The organism is Streptomyces litchfieldiae, assembly GCF_031845365.1.
GTDB lineage: Bacteria > Actinomycetota > Actinomycetes > Streptomycetales > Streptomycetaceae > Streptomyces > Streptomyces litchfieldiae.
This window is the reverse complement of sequence record NZ_JAVREL010000001.1, coordinates 580,443-595,863: the sequence shown is the minus strand read 5'-3', so window position 1 is coordinate 595,863 and position 15,421 is coordinate 580,443. Positions and strand designations below refer to the sequence as shown.

The 15,421-nt window shown below is 72.6% G+C and carries 12 protein-coding genes; 4 read left to right on the top strand and 8 right to left on the bottom strand.

What is annotated here, in order from left to right; all coding sequences use genetic code 11:
• Positions 1-189 precede the first annotated feature (189 nt).
• Positions 190-1,206, top strand: a complete 1,017-nt coding sequence (locus RM590_RS02785; protein ID WP_311702695.1) for a glycoside hydrolase family 5 protein — start codon at positions 190-192, stop codon at positions 1,204-1,206.
• A gap of 55 nt (positions 1,207-1,261) precedes the next feature.
• On the opposite strand, the gene RM590_RS02780 is transcribed toward RM590_RS02785, so the two are convergent.
• Positions 1,262-1,849: a TetR/AcrR family transcriptional regulator gene (locus tag RM590_RS02780; protein ID WP_311702694.1), complete on the bottom strand. Its 588-nt coding sequence runs from the start codon at positions 1,847-1,849 to the stop codon at positions 1,262-1,264.
• A gap of 116 nt (positions 1,850-1,965) precedes the next feature.
• Here RM590_RS02780 and RM590_RS02775 point away from each other — a divergent pair, with 116 nt between their 5' ends.
• Positions 1,966-2,364: a nuclear transport factor 2 family protein gene (locus RM590_RS02775; RefSeq protein ID WP_311702693.1), complete on the top strand. Its 399-nt coding sequence runs from the start codon at positions 1,966-1,968 to the stop codon at positions 2,362-2,364.
• A gap of 92 nt (positions 2,365-2,456) precedes the next feature.
• Complete coding sequence (locus RM590_RS02770; protein WP_311702692.1) at positions 2,457-3,959, top strand: alginate lyase family protein; 1,503 nt, start codon at positions 2,457-2,459, stop codon at positions 3,957-3,959.
• Positions 3,960-4,042: 83 nt separating this feature from the next.
• Here the strand turns inward: RM590_RS02770 and RM590_RS02765 are convergent, their stop codons facing one another.
• Positions 4,043-5,206, bottom strand: a complete 1,164-nt coding sequence (locus RM590_RS02765; protein ID WP_311702691.1) for a site-2 protease family protein — start codon at positions 5,204-5,206, stop codon at positions 4,043-4,045.
• A gap of 104 nt (positions 5,207-5,310) precedes the next feature.
• On the opposite strand from RM590_RS02765, the gene polX reads away from it, so the two are divergent.
• Positions 5,311-7,044 carry a DNA polymerase/3'-5' exonuclease PolX gene (gene polX / locus RM590_RS02760; protein ID WP_311702690.1) on the top strand — a complete coding sequence of 578 codons (1,734 nt, stop codon included), beginning with the start codon at positions 5,311-5,313 and terminating at the stop codon, positions 7,042-7,044.
• Between the two features lies 1 nt (position 7,045).
• Here polX and RM590_RS02755 read toward each other — a convergent pair whose 3' ends face one another.
• From RM590_RS02755 to RM590_RS02725, 6 genes are all read right to left on the bottom strand, one after another.
• Positions 7,046-8,290 (bottom strand): phosphoribosyltransferase family protein, encoded by a 1,245-nt coding sequence (locus tag RM590_RS02755; protein ID WP_311702838.1) that lies wholly within the window; start codon positions 8,288-8,290, stop codon positions 7,046-7,048.
• Positions 8,291-9,344: 1,054 nt separating this feature from the next.
• Positions 9,345-10,106: an ATP-binding protein gene (locus tag RM590_RS02745; RefSeq protein WP_311702689.1), complete on the bottom strand. Its 762-nt coding sequence runs from the start codon at positions 10,104-10,106 to the stop codon at positions 9,345-9,347.
• 15 nt (positions 10,107-10,121) lie between these two features.
• Positions 10,122-10,955: a hypothetical protein gene (locus RM590_RS02740; RefSeq protein ID WP_311702688.1), complete on the bottom strand. Its 834-nt coding sequence runs from the start codon at positions 10,953-10,955 to the stop codon at positions 10,122-10,124.
• Entirely contained in the window at positions 10,952-12,223 is a 1,272-nt protein-coding gene (locus tag RM590_RS02735) for a glycosyltransferase family 4 protein (protein WP_311702687.1), read from the bottom strand. The genes RM590_RS02740 and RM590_RS02735 overlap by 4 nt, the downstream gene beginning before the upstream one ends.
• A gap of 64 nt (positions 12,224-12,287) precedes the next feature.
• Positions 12,288-12,665 (bottom strand): hypothetical protein, encoded by a 378-nt coding sequence (locus RM590_RS02730; protein WP_311702686.1) that lies wholly within the window; start codon positions 12,663-12,665, stop codon positions 12,288-12,290.
• Between the two features lie 56 nt (positions 12,666-12,721).
• On the bottom strand, positions 12,722-15,136 hold the full coding sequence (locus tag RM590_RS02725) for a phosphoketolase family protein (RefSeq protein WP_394813764.1): 2,415 nt from the start codon (positions 15,134-15,136) through the stop codon (positions 12,722-12,724).
• Positions 15,137-15,421: the final 285 nt, after the last annotated feature.

The window sequence follows — 15,421 nt, the reverse complement described above, 5'->3', positions numbered from 1 at the left end:
GGGGGCCTGGGAGGTACCCCCAGCAAGGCACCGGATCGCAGCTCATACCCGGCCGTATTCGCGCGATTCGGCTGGGGGCACCTCCCAGACGGAGTCTGGGGGAGCGGCGAGGTGCCGTGACTGGCGTCGCGGGCCCGGGCGGGAACTCGATACAGGCCCTAAGGACGGAACTCCTTGAGGAGAAGACCTTTGATCACCAAGACCCGAATGGGCGGCCTGCTGGCCGCCGTCGTCGCCGGGCTCGTCGGCCTGGTGGCGGCGGTGCCCGCCGCCGTCGCCGAGCCGCCGAGTACCGCCGCCACCGGACTGCACATCAGTGACGGCCGGCTGCTGGAGAGCAACGGCAACGACTTCGTCATCCGCGGCGTCAACCACCCCCACGCCTGGTATCAGCAGGAGCTGGACTCGCTGGCCGCCATCAAGGCCGAGGGCGCCAACACCGTCCGCGTCGTCCTGTCCAGCGGCGACCAGTGGACCGAGACCAGCGCCGCCGAGGTGTCCACGATCGTCGCCGAGTGCAAGGAGAACCGCCTTATCTGCGTGCTGGAGGTGCACGACACCACCGGCTACGGCGAGCAGGGCGCGGCCGTCTCGCTCGACGTGGCCGCCGACTACTGGATCCGCGTGCAGTCCGCGCTGGCCGGCCAGGAGGACCACGTCATCCTCAACATCGGCAACGAGCCGTTCGGCAACACCCATTACCAGCAGTGGACGGCGGACACCCGGGCCGCCGTCGGAAAGCTGCGCGACGCCGGCTTCGAGCACACGATCATGGTGGACGCGCCCAACTGGGGCCAGGACTGGTCGAACACCATGCGCGACAACGCCGCGGCCGTCTACGCCTCCGACCCGACCGGGAACTTGATTTTCTCGGTTCACATGTACGGCGTCTACCCGAACGAGTCGCTGGTCAGCGGCTACCTGAACGCGTTCGTGGACGCCGGACTGCCCATCCTGGTCGGGGAGTTCGGCCACAACCACTCCGACGGCGACCCGGACGAGGACGCCATCATGTCGGTGACCCAGTCGCTCGGGCTCGGCTACATCGGCTGGTCCTGGAGCGGCAACGGCGGTGGCGTCGAGTACCTCGACATGGTGAACGGCTTCGACCCCAACTCGTTGACGAGCTGGGGCGAACGGTTCCTCAACGGGCCCAACGGCATCGGCGAGACCTCGAAGGAGGCCACGATCTACGCCGGTTCATGAGCCGTTGGCGTACGTGAGAACGGGTCCCTCCGGCTCCGGCCGGAGGGACCCGTTCTCATGGCGCCGGCGACTCGGGCGGGGTGATCAGCCCGCGCAGCGCGGGCCGCAGCAGGTCGGCCAGCCGCTCGGGCGGGGCGTCGCGCAGCGGTTCAAGGCTCAGCAACTGGTGGCCGATGGTCACACCCACGGTGGTGCAGATCAGCAGCGCGGCCCGGGCCCGGGCGTCGGGGCCGGAAAGCGCGCCGGTCATGTCGTCGATCTGCCGGGTCAGGGTCTCGCGGGCGAGCTCGGCGGCCTCGGGGTGGGTGAGCATCGACCGCATCGTGGCCAGCGAGGTGGCGGGCAGGCCGTCGAGCTTGACGCCGAGGGCGGTGAGCAGGGCGTCGATCAGCTCATCGGGGTGCCGCGGGCCCTCGGCCGGGGGCTGGGGCAGGCGTACCGCGGCGGCCTGGGCGAAGAGCTTCTGCTTGGAGCCGTAGTACTGCATGACCAGGGCGGGATCGACGCCGGCCGCGGCGGCGACCGCGCGGATGGTGGTGCGTTCGAAGCCGTGCTCGGCGAACAGCTCCCGGGCCGCGTCGAGGATGCGCTCCTCGGTCCTGCGGCGGCGCTCGGCCCGGGAGAGGCGGGGGGACTCGCTCATGGGCAACGACTCTACAACTGGCTCCACAGCCGTTGACTGTCGTGATCCGTGCTCTACACTCGTTGAGTGAAATTGCCTCAACGCCCGTTGAGGGTATTCGAGCCTCGGGGAGCGCCATGAACCCACGCGACGTGCTGGCCCGTTACCAGCAGGCCATGCTGGACAAGTCCGCCGATGATTTGGCCGATTTGTATGCGGATGACGCCGTGCACGAGTTCCCGTTCCGCTTCCCGGGGCTGCCGGGCCGCTTCGAGGGACGGGAGGCCGTGCGCGCCGGATACCGGCAACTGTGGGGCGCCACCGCCGTCCGGGCCCGGTCCGTCCGGGAGGTGGCGGTGCACGAGACGACCGACCCACAGGTGATCATCGCCGAGCAGGTCGTGCTCGCCGGCCCCGACGGCGCCGAGCACGCGCAGGTCCCGGGACTGCTCGTGATCCGCGTCCGGGACGGCCGGATCGTCCACGTTCGCGACTATATGGACGCGGCGAGCGTCGCGGATCTGCAGAAGATCTGACGGTTTCCGTTATCCGGCCCCGGCCCGTCCGTCTCCCAGTCCGTAAGCCCACTCGATACGGGAACGCGGAAACGGAAACGGGAGTCACCCACGTGCGGCACCTCACCCCCACCCCCCAACGCCCGGTCAGCCGCCGGAGTTTGTTCCGGCTCACCGGGGCGGCCGGTCTTGGCGCGAGCGCCGTCCTCGCCGCCGGGCCCACCGCGCAGGCCCGGCCGCGGGTCCGCCCCGCCGCGCCGGCCGGCCGGACGTACGCCCACCCCGGTCTGCTGCACACCCGGGCCGACCTGGACCGGATGGCCGAGAAGGTCGCCGCCGGCGAGCAGCCGTGGACCGCGGGCTGGGAGAAGCTGATCAGCGGCCGTTACGCCCAGGCCGACTACCAGGCGCGGGCCACCGCCCGGGTGCTGCGCGGCGGCGAGGGCCAGAACGCGGTGCTGCTGTTCCAGGACGCGCACGCCGCCTACCAGAACGCGCTGCGCTGGCACATCGGCGGCGATCGGGCGCACGGCGACACGGCCCGGGACATCCTCAACGCCTGGTCGGGCACGCTGCGCGAACTCGGCGGCAACGCCGACCGGTTCCTGATGGCCGGCAGCCAGGGCTGGCAACTGGCCGCCGCGGGTGAGCTGATCCGGGACTACGGCGGCTTTGAACTGGACCGGTTCAGCACGATGCTGACCGACATCTTCTACCCGATGAACGACCACTTTCTGCGCGAGCACAACGGCGCGGTCGACACCAACTACCGCAACAACTGGGACGCGGTGAACATGGCCTCCGTGCTGGCCATCGGCGCGTTCACCGAGGACGACGCCATGGTCGATCAGGCCGTGGACTACTTTAAAAACGGTTCCGGCAACGGCAACATCCACCGGGCGGTCAACTTCCTTCACGAGGACGGCACTCTCGGTCAGTGGGAGGAGAGCGGCCGGGACCAGGAGCACACCATGGGCGGCCTGGGCGCGATGGCCGTGGTGTGCGAGATGGCGTGGAACCTCGGCGAGGACCTCTACGGCTACGACGACAACCGGTTCATGAAGGGCGCCGAGTACGTCGCCCGCTACAACCTGGGCCACGACGTGCCGTACACCGAGTACTCCCGCCAGATGGGACAGGACGGCCGCTGGTACACGGAGTCCGCGCTCGGCGCCGGCGGCCGGGGCAACACCCGGCCGATCTGGGCGCTGATCCACAACCACTACGCGTTCCGGCGCGGCCTGGACGTCCCCAACATCACCGCCTACAAGGACAAGATCGCACCCGAGGACGGCGGCGGTCACCGCGGCCCCAACAGCGGCGGCTTCGACCACCTCGGCTTCGGCACCCTCACCTCGACCCAGGACCCGGCCGACGCACCGGCCGCACCAGCTGAATCGGCAACGCCCGCCCCGGGCGAACCGTCGACCGAGGCCGGCCCGGAGGCCGGTGGCAACGGCGCGCGCCCGCAGGGCGGCAGCGCTGACCTGGCCGACACCGGTTCGGACAGCGACACCCTGGCCTGGGGCGCGGGGGCGGGCATCGCCGCGCTCACCGGCGGCCTCCTGCTGCTGCGCCGCCGCGGCCGCCAACCCGCCGGCGACCAGAGGATCTGACCCCAAGACCGCCGGGCCGGCGCCGCCACCTCCCAGCGGAGTCCCACGCCAGGCAGCGCCGGCCCGGCCCAGCAACGACCGCTTTACATCCCCGCGTCCTCCCGGGGCCGGGCCGCGGCCAGCCAGCGCACCGTCCTGTTGACGTCCGACGGCGCGACGATGCCGACCAGCCGGCCGCGTTCCAGCACCAGCACCCGGTGTTCGGCGCCCGGTTCGAGCCGGGGCACCAGATCGGCCAGCGCCTCGTCCGGCGCCACCACCCGGCTCTCCTCCAGCGGCTGCATGATCTCCCGGACGGTCGTGCGTTCACGCTCCTCCGGCGGCACCTGGCCGGCACGGTCCGCCGTCACCAGCCCGATCGGGTGCCCGGCCGCGTCGCCGTCGCCGTTCCACTCGGTCACCGGGAACGCCGCGTGCCGGCGCGGGAACGCCCGGTCCGACAGCAGCTCGGCCACCGGCAGCCGCGCGGGCACGGTGACCGGGTCCGGCGTCATGGACTCCGAGACCATGATCCCGCCCAGCAGTTCGCGCACCCGCGCCTGCCGGGCCTCCTCCGTCGCCGCCGCCACCAGGAACCAGCCGATCAGGGCCAGCCACAGCCCGCCGAACCACGCCGACCACAGGAACCACCACATCCCCGCGACCAGCAGCAGCCAGCCGAAGACCCGGCCCGCCGCCGCGGCGCCCACCTGCGCCCGCAGCCGGTCCCCGGTGCGCCACCACAGCAGCGCGCGCAGCAGCCGGCCGCCGTCCAGCGGCGCGGCGGGGATCACGTTGAACAGCGCCAGCAGCAGGTTGATCGCCGCCAGCCAGGCCGCCGCCTCCACCAGCAGGCCGGACGTCTCCGTCGCGTCCATCAGCCAGGTCACCGCCGCGAACAGCACGCCCGCCAGCAGGCTCGTCAGCGGCCCGGACCCGGCGATGCGCAGTTCGGCGCCCGGGTTCGGCGCCTCGCCGCGCATCCGCGTGGCGCCGCCCAGCAGCCACAGCACGATGTCGTCGACCCCGACCCCGTTCCGCCGCGCCACCACCGCGTGTGCCAGCTCGTGCGCGAGCAGCGACGCGAAGAACACCAGGGCCGTTCCGAGGCCGGCCGTCGCGTACAGCGGCCAGGCCCGGTCCGGGTACGCCTCCGGCAGCCGGCCGGTGGCCAGGCCGGTCGCGATCAGGGCGAAGATCAGCAGCACGCTCCAGTGCACCCCGACCCGGACACCCGCGATCCGCCCCAGTGAGAACGTCGCCCGCACAGCGTTTCACCCCGCTTCTCATCGGCTCCGCGTGGGACCGGCGCCGGGTACCCGGCCCCGCCGCTCGCCATGCCGACTCGCGCGGCCCTCCCTACAGTGGAGACATGGCCCGGCCCAACGAGGAGGTCGAGGCGCTCCTGCGGGAGTACGCCGACCTCATCGCGATCACCGGCGGAGACGCGTTCAAGCAACGCGCCTACGAGAGGGCCGCGCGCGCCATCGGCGGCCATCCGGAGGACATCTCCCGGCTGGAGCCGGCGGACCTGCGCGAGATCCCGGGCGTCGGCAAGTCCATCGCCGACAAGGTCGACGAGTACCTGCACACCGGCCATGTCTCCGTCATCGACGAGCGGCGCGCGACGATCCCGCCGGGCGTGCGGGAGCTGATGTCGATCCCCACGCTGGGCCCCAAGAAGGCCATGAGCCTCTACGAGGACCGGGGCATCGCCTCGGTGGACGACCTGGTGGCGGCCATCCGGCGCGACGAGCTCCAGGGGCTGAAGGGCTTCGGCCCCAAGACGCAGGAGAACATTCTGCACGGCGTGGAGCTGGCCCGGCAGGCGGGCGGCCGGATCCTGCTGGACGCGGCGAGCAGCCTCGCCGAGGAGGCCGTGGGCGAACTGGCCGGGGCAGAAGGCTGCGAACGCGTCGCCTTCGCCGGTTCGCTGCGGCGCATGAAGGAGACCATCGGCGACATCGACATCCTGGCCGCCGCCACCGACCCGGACCCGGTGATGGACGCGTTCACCGCGCTGCCGCTGGTCGCCGAGGTCGTCATGCACGGCAGCAAGAAGACAACGGTGCGCACCACGGCCGGCTTCCAGCTCGACCTGCGGGTGCTGCCACCCGACTCCTGGGGTGCGGGCCTCCAGTACTTCACCGGCTCCCAGGCGCACAACATCCGCACCCGCGAGATCGCGCTGCGCAAGGGGCTGAAGCTGTCGGAGTACGGGCTGTTCGACGCCAAGACCGGGAAGAAACGGGCCGCCCGCACCGAGGAGGACGTCTACCACCGGCTCGGCCTGCCGTGGATCCCGCCCACGCTGCGCGAGGACCGCGGCGAGGTGGCCGCCGCCCAGCGCGACGAACTGCCCGGACTGGTCACTCTGGAGGACATCCGCGGCGACCTGCACACGCACACCGACCTGACGGACGGGCTGGCCTCCCTGGCCCAGATGGTCGAGACGGCGGCGGCGCGCGGCTACTCGTACTACGCCGTGACCGACCACGCGCCGGAGCTGCGCATGCAGCAGATGACCGAGGAGAAGATGCTCGCCCAGCGGGAGGAGGTCCGAACGCTGGACGGCAAGCACCGGAAGCTGCGGCTGCTGCACGGCACCGAGCTGAACATCGATCCGGACGGGAACGTCGACTGGCCCGGCGAGTTCCTGGCCGGCTTCGACCTGTGCGTGGCGTCGATCCACTCGCACTTCGGCCTGGACCGCGCGGCACAGACCCGGCGGCTGATCCGCGCCTGCGAGAACCCGCACGTCAACGTCATCGGCCACCCGACGACCCGCAAGATCGGCTCGCGCGCGGGCATCGACGCCGACCTGGACGAGGTGTTCGCGGCCTGCGCCCGCACCGGCACGGCGCTGGAGGTCAACGGCCACCCCAACCGGCTGGACCTGCGCGACGAGCACATCCTGCTGGCGCGGCGGCACGGGGTGAAGTTCGCGATCGACAGCGACGCGCACACGACGGGCGAGCTGGGCCACATCCGCTACGGGGTGGGCACGGCGCAGCGGGGCTGGCTGACGGCGGACGAGGTGATCAACACCTGGCCGCTGGGCCGCCTGCGCCGCTTCTTCCGCGCACCGGGCCGGCCGGGCCGCTGACCTAGCCTCCCAGATGCGTGGTGAACCAGTCGCGGGCCAGCTCCGCCACCTGGGACAGCGCGCCCGGTTCCTCGAAGAGGTGGGTCGCGCCGGGGACCACCTTCAGGTCGTGTCCGTCGCCCAGCGACAGCAGCGCGGTGTGGTTCAGCTCCAGCACCTGCGGGTCGTTGCCGCCCACGATCAGCAGCGTGGGGGCCGTGACCGAGCCCAGGCGTTCGCCCGCCAGGTCGGGCCGGCCGCCGCGGGAGACGACCGCCGCGACGGGGAGGTCCGGGTCCGCCGCCGCCCACAGGGCCGCCGCCGCGCCCGTGCTGGCGCCGAAGTAGCCGATGGGCAGGTCCCCTTCGAGCCAGCGGGTGGCCGTCGCCAGCCGGTCGGCCAGCATTCCGATGTCGAAGACGTTGGCCCGGTCGTGCTCCTCCGCCTCCGTCAGCAGGTCGAACAGCAGCGTGCCCAGGCCCGCGCCGTTCAGCGCGTCGGCGACGAAGCGGTTGCGCGGACTGAGGCGGCTGCTGCCGCTGCCGTGCACGAACACCACGACGCCCCGCGCGCCCTGCGGGATGTTCAGCTCGCCGGGCAGCTCCGCCTCGCCGGCCGGGATCGTCACCTGCCGGGTGCTGCCCTGCCGCAGGCACTCCACGACCTCGTGGTCCGTCGTCTGCGCGAAGTCGCGGTAGAACTGGCCGACCGCCGCGAAGTCGTACGGCAGCTCGGGGCAGACGAACTCGTCGGCGTCCGCGCCCACCCGCGCCTTCGCGTCGCGCGGCGCCACCGGGACGGCCAGCACGACTCGTTCCGCGTGCCGGGCGCGCGCGGCGCGGCACGCCGCGCGCGCCGTCGCGCCCGTGGCGATGCCGTCGTCGACCACCACCACCGTCCGGCCCGCCACCGAGACCGGCGGCCGCCCGCCCCGGTACTCGCGGGCCCGGCGGTCCAGCTCGGCCCGTTCGGACTCCTCCACCTGGGCGATGTCCCCGTCGTCGACGCGGGCGGTGGTCACCACCTGGTCGTTGATCACGCGCGCGCCGTCCTCCGCGATGGCGCCCATCGCCAGCTCCGGCTGGAACGGCACGCCCAGCTTGCGGACCACCCCCACGTCCAGCGGCGCGCCCAGCGAGGACGCGACCTCGGCGGCGACCGGCACCCCGCCCCGGGGCAGGCCGAGGACCACCACGTCCGCGTCGCGCAGATGCGCGAGCTCATGGGCGAGCCGCCGCCCGGCGTCGATACGGTCGGCGTAGATCATCCCGGCACCTCCGTCGCTGCGCGTCCCTGTCTCCATCGAACCTCTTCCCGGCCCGCGCCGCGCGCCGGCGGGCGCCGGTTACGATGCGAAACGTCCGCTGCCCGCCCGCGCCGACCCGAATCCGGAGTGCCCGTGTCGCTGTTCCGCAGGCGCGAGCCCGCGCCCTGGGACACCCTGCCGCGGCACATCGAGGTCCTGGCGGTGGCCCGCACCCTGACCTCCGCCACCCGGCTGCTGGACGTGCTGCCCTGGCGGGAGGCCGTGCGGCAGCGCTTCGGCCTGGCCGTGGCCTGTGCCGTGAACGCGTCCATGCGGCGGCTGGACGCGCCGCTGGTCGTCCTGCCGCACGGCGTCGGCTACAACCGGCTGGTGCGCCGGTCCACCGGCGACGCCACCTCGGCGGCCGGGCTCTCGCGCCGCGAGCTGACCCACCGCGGGCGGGTGGTGCCCGCCATGATCTGCCTCTCGCACGAGGAACAACTCGACCGGCTGGCCCGCTCCTGCCCCGAGGCGGTGCCCCGCGCACGGGTCGTCGGCGACCCGTGCGCCGACCGGATCCAGGAGAACGTCCGGTTCCACGACCACTACCGCGCGCTGTTCGGCGCGGTGAACGGCCGCCGCCTCGTCGTGCTCAACTCCACCTGGGGCGAGCACTCGTTACTGGGCCGCCATCCCCGGCTGCCGGTGCGCCTGATGGAGGCGCTGCCCGCCGACGAGTTCGCCGTCGCCCTGGTGCTGCACCCCAACGTGTGGGCGTGGCACAGCCCTTACCAGGTGGCGGACCGGGAACTGGCCGACGCCACCGAGGCCGGGCTCATGATCGTGCCGCCGGAGAAGGGCTGGCAGGCCGCGCTGATCGCCGCCGACTGGGTCATCGGCGACACCGGCTCGGTCACCTTCTACGGCGCGGGTCTTGACCTGGTGACGCTGCTGGCGGCCAGCGGCGAGGCGGAGTTGGACCCGGCCTCGCCGATGCACGCCTTCGGGCGCCGCGCGCCCGCGCTGGACCCGGACGGCGATCTGTACGGTCAACTGCTGCGGGCCGCCAAGGAGTTCACGCCCGGCGCGCTGCGGCCCGTGACGGACGCGGCGCGCGCAGCGCCAGCGGCAGGCCGCCGCACAGCCGGACCAGCTCGGCCACCTCGTCGTCGCCGCCCGGGCCGCCGGCCAGCCAGCCGCGCAGCAGCTCGCCGGCCGCGGGCGCGGCCAGCGGCTCCACGGTCACCACGTCCGCGCCGTCCAGCCTCAGGCCGCCCAGGTGGTTCCGGCTGGTCGCCACGGTCACGCCCGAGGCGGGCAGCAGAGCGCGGACCTCGGCGGCGTGGTCGGCGTTGTCGATGAAGACCAGCAGCCGCCGGTTGCGCGTGGCCGAGCGGTAGACGGCCCGCCGCGCGGCGGGCGTGGGCCGGATGTACGACTCGTGCACCCCGAGCGAGCGGGCGAACTCGGCCAGCACGTCGCCCACCTCCACCGCGCCCTGCTGGCGCCACTCGGCCAGGTCCACATAGAGCACGCCGTCCGCGAAGCGCTCCGCCCGGCGGTCCACCCACTGGGCCAGCAGCTCCGACTTGCCCACCCCGCCCAGCCCGCACAGCGCCAGCACCCGGGGCCCGGGCCGGTCCCCGTCGCGGTCCAACAGGGCGTTCAGCCGAACCAGTTCGGCCGTGCGGTTGACGAAGCCGGGGCGCGGCGGCGGGACTTCCCAGGCAACGGGCGGCGGCGCGCCGTCCAGATAGACGGCGCCCACCGTCTGAGCCTGGATCAGATTGCGCGCCGTGCCCCCGGACATGCTGTTGTGCGCGTCACCACCGCTCATGAGCCAAGCATGCCCTCATCCGCGCGCCACCTCCACGGACAGATCGTTGTCGACCGTGTAGTAGGGGCGGAAGGAGAGCGGCCCGATCCCGGTCGCCGGGTAGACGAACACGTGCTTCTTGTCCGCCACGTCGTCCAGCAGCCGCGCGACGCGCACGCGGCTCGCCTTGGCCGCGGGCCGAACGAACACGTCCCAGAACACCGGCTCGCCCTCCACCGGCTCGGACGGCAGGTCCTCGTAGCGCACGGTGAAGGAGAACGAGCCGTCCCCGCCGTCACTCAGCGGCACCTCGACCACTGGGCCGCCCTTGCCGCGCCGCTTCAGCAGGCCCGCCGCCCCCGCACCCGCCCGGGCCCCGACCAGCGTGCCCCGGACGGTCAGCTCGCGGCCGGCCACCCGCAGGTCCCCGGCCTCGGCGTGCGCCGCCCGCACCCAGGCGCGGATCGCGAAGTAGCCGTCCTTGGTGGCGTAGGGCACGCGCACCGCCAGCGGGCCGTCGGCCACCGCGCTCCGGCCGCCGGCCAGCACCCGCAGGTCCCGCAGCCCGGGCACCACGCGCAGCCGGTCGGCGCCGGGGCCGGGCAGCACCCAGACGTCCCAGCGGCCCTCGGCCAGTTGGGGCAGCCCGTCCAGGTCGGCGCGCCACCGGCCGGGCGCGCCGGGGTCGGGGGAGAGCGGCACGGTGTGGGCGGTGGTCTCGGGCTCGCCCTTCTTCGGCCGCAGGCCGATGCGCAGCTCGGGCTCGGCCGCGTCGCCGGGCAGGCTGCTGAGCTCGGTGGTGAGGCGGCCCTCGGCGTCCATCGCGCAGTCGGCGCGCGGCAGTTTGTCCTTGGTGACGGTGGTGGTCATCGTCCGCCCTTCCGAACGGTCCGCAGGGTGGAGAAGACGAACGCGAGCGTCGCGTCCTTGACGGCGTGCCCGCCGCTGACGGCGGCGGCGGCCAGCCGGCGGCCGAGCGGTACGTGGACCCGGGCGCGCTTGGTGCCCTTGGCCTCGGCCAGCTCGGTGAACAGTGCCTCGGCCTCCTTGACGATGCCCGAGGGGTCGTAGCGCCGGGAGTTGGCCAGCGCGGCGGCGCGCATCCGCAACCGCAGCTCGTCGTCGTTGATCAGGTCCAGCAGCGCGGCGGCCAGCGCGTCCCGGTCACCCACCGGAACGAGCCGGCCGTCCTCGCCCTCCCGGATGATCTCGGCCGGTCCATAGGGGCAGTTGGTGGAGACGACGGGCAGCCCGCAGCGCATCGCCTCGACGATCGTCATGCCGAACGGCTCGTAGCTGGAGGTCACCACGCCGATGGAGCCCTTGACCCACTCCGCCTCGATGGGGGAGGCGGCACCCATCAGGAACACGTTGTTGTACAGGCCCAGGTCGTTGATCAGTCGGCGCAGCCGGTCCTGTTCCTCGCCCCGGCCGTAGATCCGCAGCCGCCAGTCGGGCCGTTCGGCGACGACCTTCGCGAACGCCCGGATCAGCAGCTCGTGCCGCTTGGACCGGATCAGCCGGCCCGCCGCCACCACATACCGGCCGTGGCCGTCGGCCGGCGGCAGGGCCGGCTCGGGCACGCTGTTGGGCAGCGCGGTCACCCGTACCCGGGGCAGCCGCATCTTGCGCCGGTATGTCTCCGCGTCGGCCTCGGTGACCGTGGTGATCGCGTCCAGCCGGGGGTAGGCGGCGCGCAGGTCCTGGCGCAGCTCGGGGGAGTGGTTGTCCAGGGTCAGGTGCTCCTGGCCGACCAGCACCGCGCGCCTGGGGCCGTGCAGCGCGAGGTGCACGTTGAGGCCCGGCCGGGTGCCGATGATCACGTCCGAGTCGAGTCCGGTCAGGCACTCGGTGATCCGCTGGTCCGTCAGTTCGCTGTACTGGTCGTAGCGGTACTCGGTCGCGGGGTAGATCTTCGCGGGCCGCTGGTGCAGCGGGTGGTCCTTCTCGGTCCGCACATCCACCAGATGGCGCATCCGCACACCACCGCCAAGGGTGAACGTCGGCTCCTGCCGGTGCCGGTGCACGGAGATGATCTCCACCTCGTGCCGTTCGGCAAGGGCTTGGGCCAAGTTGAACGTGGTCTTGATGGTCCCTCCGATCCCATATCCGTTGTGGAGGAGGAAAGAAATCTTCATGCGGACATAGACCTCTGTGGCAAGCGCGCGGTTGCCCGGCGCTGTACGGGAGTTGGGTGGACGTTCACTCTTCGAGCGGGGCGTCCAGGGAATCCTCGAGCAGCGACTCCTCAAGAGCGTGGATCCGCTGCCGGAGATGTTGGGCGCGCCGCTCACGATCCTGACGGGTCGTTGGAGGGCGCGCCGTGATCACGAAGGTAGCGCAGCGGCGGACACAGGAGGCGGGAACGGTCACCGGCCAGGCGAGTCCGAACAGGAACGCGCCGGTGACCGCCGAGGAACGGTCGTTGACCTCAAAGCTCTCCACCGGGTCCTGACCCGCGTGCCACAGCTCCTCCTGCTCGATGAGGCTCGCCCGTTGCACCCCGTAGGCCACGCGCGCCGTGAGCAGCGCGCCCAGCAGATAGCCGGTCAAGCCCGCCAACAGGCCCAGGGCCAGCATGAGAGGACAGTCCTTTCTCGGTTCTCGCTCGGTTCTCTTCGATCTCTTCTGTCGGGTCAGCCACGTGCCCCCCACTTCCAGTCGGCCACCTCGGGCAGGTCGGTGCCGTACTCGCGGATCCAGCGCCCGTGCCGGTAGCGGGTGTCCACCATGTGCTGCCGGACGTGCGCGGCCCGGACCGCCAGGCCCGGCACCCGGTCGATGACGTCCATGACGAGCCGATAGCGGTCGAGGTTGTTGCGCACGACCATGTCGAACGGCGTGGTCGTGGTGCCCTCCTCCATGTAGCCGCGCACATGCAGGTCGTCGTGGTGGGCCCGCCGGTAGGTGAGCCGGTGGATGAGCCATGGGTAGCCGTGGTAGGCGAAGATCACCGGCCGGTCGCGGGTGAACAGCGCGTCGTAGTCGCGGTCGGACAGACCGTGCGGGTGCTGGTCGGCGGGCATCAGCCGGGCGATGTCCACCACGTTGACCACCCGGACGGCGAGCCCGGGCAGGTGGCGGTGCAGCAGGTCGGCGGCGGCCAGCGTCTCCTGCGTGGGCACGTCGCCGGCGCAGGCCAGCACCACGTCGGGCTCGCGGTTGTCCGCCTCCGAGCCGGCCCACTCCCAGATCCCGGCGCCGCGCGCGCAGTGTGCCCGGGCGTGCGGCAGGCTCAGCCAGTCGAAGCAGGGCTGCTTCCCGGCGACCACCACGTTGACGTAGTCGCGGCTGGCCAGCACGTGTTCGGCCACCGCCAGCAGGGTGTTGGTGTCCGGCGGCAGGTAGACGCGGACCACCTCGGGGCTCTTGTTGAGGACGTGGTCGACGAAGCCCGGGTCCTGGTGGGAGAAGCCGTTGTGGTCCTGCCGCCACACGTGCGAGGTCAGCAGGTAGTTCAGCGAGGCGGTCGGCCGGCGCCAGGGCAGCCGGCGGGAGGTGCGCAGCCACTTGATGTGCTGATTGGCCATCGAGTCGACGATGTGCACGAACGCCTCGTAGCTGGAGAACAGCCCGTGCCGCCCGGTGAGGAGATAGCCCTCCAGCCAGCCCTGGCACAGGTGTTCCGACAGGACCTCCATCACCCGCCCGCCGCGCGCCAGGTTCTCGTCCACCGGCAGCGTCTCCGCCTCCCACGCCTTGCCGGTCGCGCGGTAGACCGCCTGGAGCCGGTTGGACGCCGTCTCGTCCGGGCCGACCAGCCGGAAGTCGCGCCGTTCGGCCGTCGCCTCCATCAGCCGTTCCAGCACCTCGCCCAGCGCCTCCGTCGGCTCGTGCGCCGTGGTGCCCGGGGTGTCCACCGGCACCGCGCGGTCCTCCACCGGCGGGGTGGGCAGCGAACGCAGCAGCAGCCCGCCGTTGGCGTGCGGGTTGCCGCCCAGCCGCCGCTGCCCGGCCGGGAGCTGGGCGAGGACGTCGGCGGTCGGCCGGCCGTCCGCGTCGAACAGCTCCTCGGGCCGGTAGGAACGCAGCCACCGCTCCAGCTCGCGCAGGTGCTCGGGGTTCTCGCGGGCCGCCTTCAGCGGGATCTGGTGCGACCGCCACGTGCCCTCCACCGGCAGGCCGTCCACCTCGGCCGGGCCCGTCCAGCCCTTCGGGGTGCGCAGCACGATCACCGGCCAGCGCGGGCGGCGCGTGGCGCCCTCGTGGCGGGCGGCGTGCTGCACGGCGGCGATCCGCTCCAGCGCGGTGTCCAGCGCCCAGGCCAGCTCCTGGTGCACCACCTCCGGCTTGTCGCCGCTGACATGCAGCGGGTGGTGGCCGTAGCCGCGCAGCAGGTCGTCCAGCTCGGACTCGGGGAGGCGGGCCAGCACCGCCGGGTTCGCGATCTTGTACCCGTTGAGGTGCAGGATCGGCAGCACGGCCCCGTCGTGGCGCGGGTCGAGGAACTTGTTGGCGTGCCAGGACGCGGCCAGCGGGCCGGTCTCCGCCTCGCCGTCGCCGACCACGCAGGCGACCAGCAGGTCCGGGTTGTCGAACGCGGCGCCGTAGGCGTGCGCGAGCGAGTACCCCAGCTCGCCGCCCTCGTGGATGGAACCGGGCGTCTCCGGCGCGACATGACTGGGGACGCCGCCCGGGAAGGAGAACTGCTTGAACAGCCGCCCCATGCCCGCCGCGTCCCGCGTGATGTCCGGATACGTCTCCGAATAGCTGCCGTCCAGCCAGGAGTTGGCGATCACGGCCGGACCGCCGTGCCCGGGGCCCCAGACGGCGATGGTGTCCAGGTCGCGGGCGCGGATCACCCGGTTGAGATGGGCGTGGATCAGGTTCAGCCCCGGCGAGGTGCCCCAGTGGCCCAGCAGCCGGGGCTTGATGTGCCGTGGCTCCAGCGGCTCGGTCAGCAGCGGGTTGGCCAGGAGGTAGACCTGGCCGGCGGAGAGGTAGTTCGCCGCCCGCCACTGCGCGTCGACCGCCGCCAGCTCATCGGGGGTGAGGGTGGCGTAACGGTCGCCCTGCTCCCGTCGGTCCTGGTTGTGCTGCGGCATCGGCATCCGGCCCTTCTGCTTCACGGCTCGGCCGACCCGGCCCCCGGACCGCGCCCGCGTGGCGAGTACCCGTGCGGGATCCGGCGAAACGGACGCTTCGGGCAGGCTGGGCCGCTGTCTCCACCGCCGTCGTCAGGCGGATGTTCCTGCTGTCGCCGGGTCCGGGACCTGGAACGTGGCCGCCGGTCAACGACTTCACCCAGACCAACCCCCGCACGGAGCCTGACGCGAAGCCGTGTCCGGCTGCAAAATCATGAATGAACGACGCACGGTCTCCTTCCGTACCGACCG

Bases quoted from the DNA above. Each gene is read 5' to 3' on its own strand.
- RM590_RS02725 (WP_394813764.1), bottom strand. From the start codon at position 15,136: ATGCCGATGCCGCAGCACAACCAGGACCGACGGGAGCAGGGCGACCGT.
- RM590_RS02730 (WP_311702686.1), bottom strand. From the start codon at position 12,665: ATGCTGGCCCTGGGCCTGTTGGCGGGCTTGACCGGCTATCTGCTGGGC.
- polX (WP_311702690.1), top strand. From the start codon at position 5,311: ATGGCCCGGCCCAACGAGGAGGTCGAGGCGCTCCTGCGGGAGTACGCC.
- RM590_RS02740 (WP_311702688.1), bottom strand. From the start codon at position 10,955: ATGACCACCACCGTCACCAAGGACAAACTGCCGCGCGCCGACTGCGCG.
- RM590_RS02775 (WP_311702693.1), top strand. From the start codon at position 1,966: ATGAACCCACGCGACGTGCTGGCCCGTTACCAGCAGGCCATGCTGGAC.
- RM590_RS02735 (WP_311702687.1), bottom strand. From the start codon at position 12,223: ATGAAGATTTCTTTCCTCCTCCACAACGGATATGGGATCGGAGGGACC.
- RM590_RS02780 (WP_311702694.1), bottom strand. From the start codon at position 1,849: ATGAGCGAGTCCCCCCGCCTCTCCCGGGCCGAGCGCCGCCGCAGGACC.
- RM590_RS02755 (WP_311702838.1), bottom strand. From the start codon at position 8,290: ATGATCTACGCCGACCGTATCGACGCCGGGCGGCGGCTCGCCCATGAG.
- RM590_RS02745 (WP_311702689.1), bottom strand. From the start codon at position 10,106: ATGAGCGGTGGTGACGCGCACAACAGCATGTCCGGGGGCACGGCGCGC.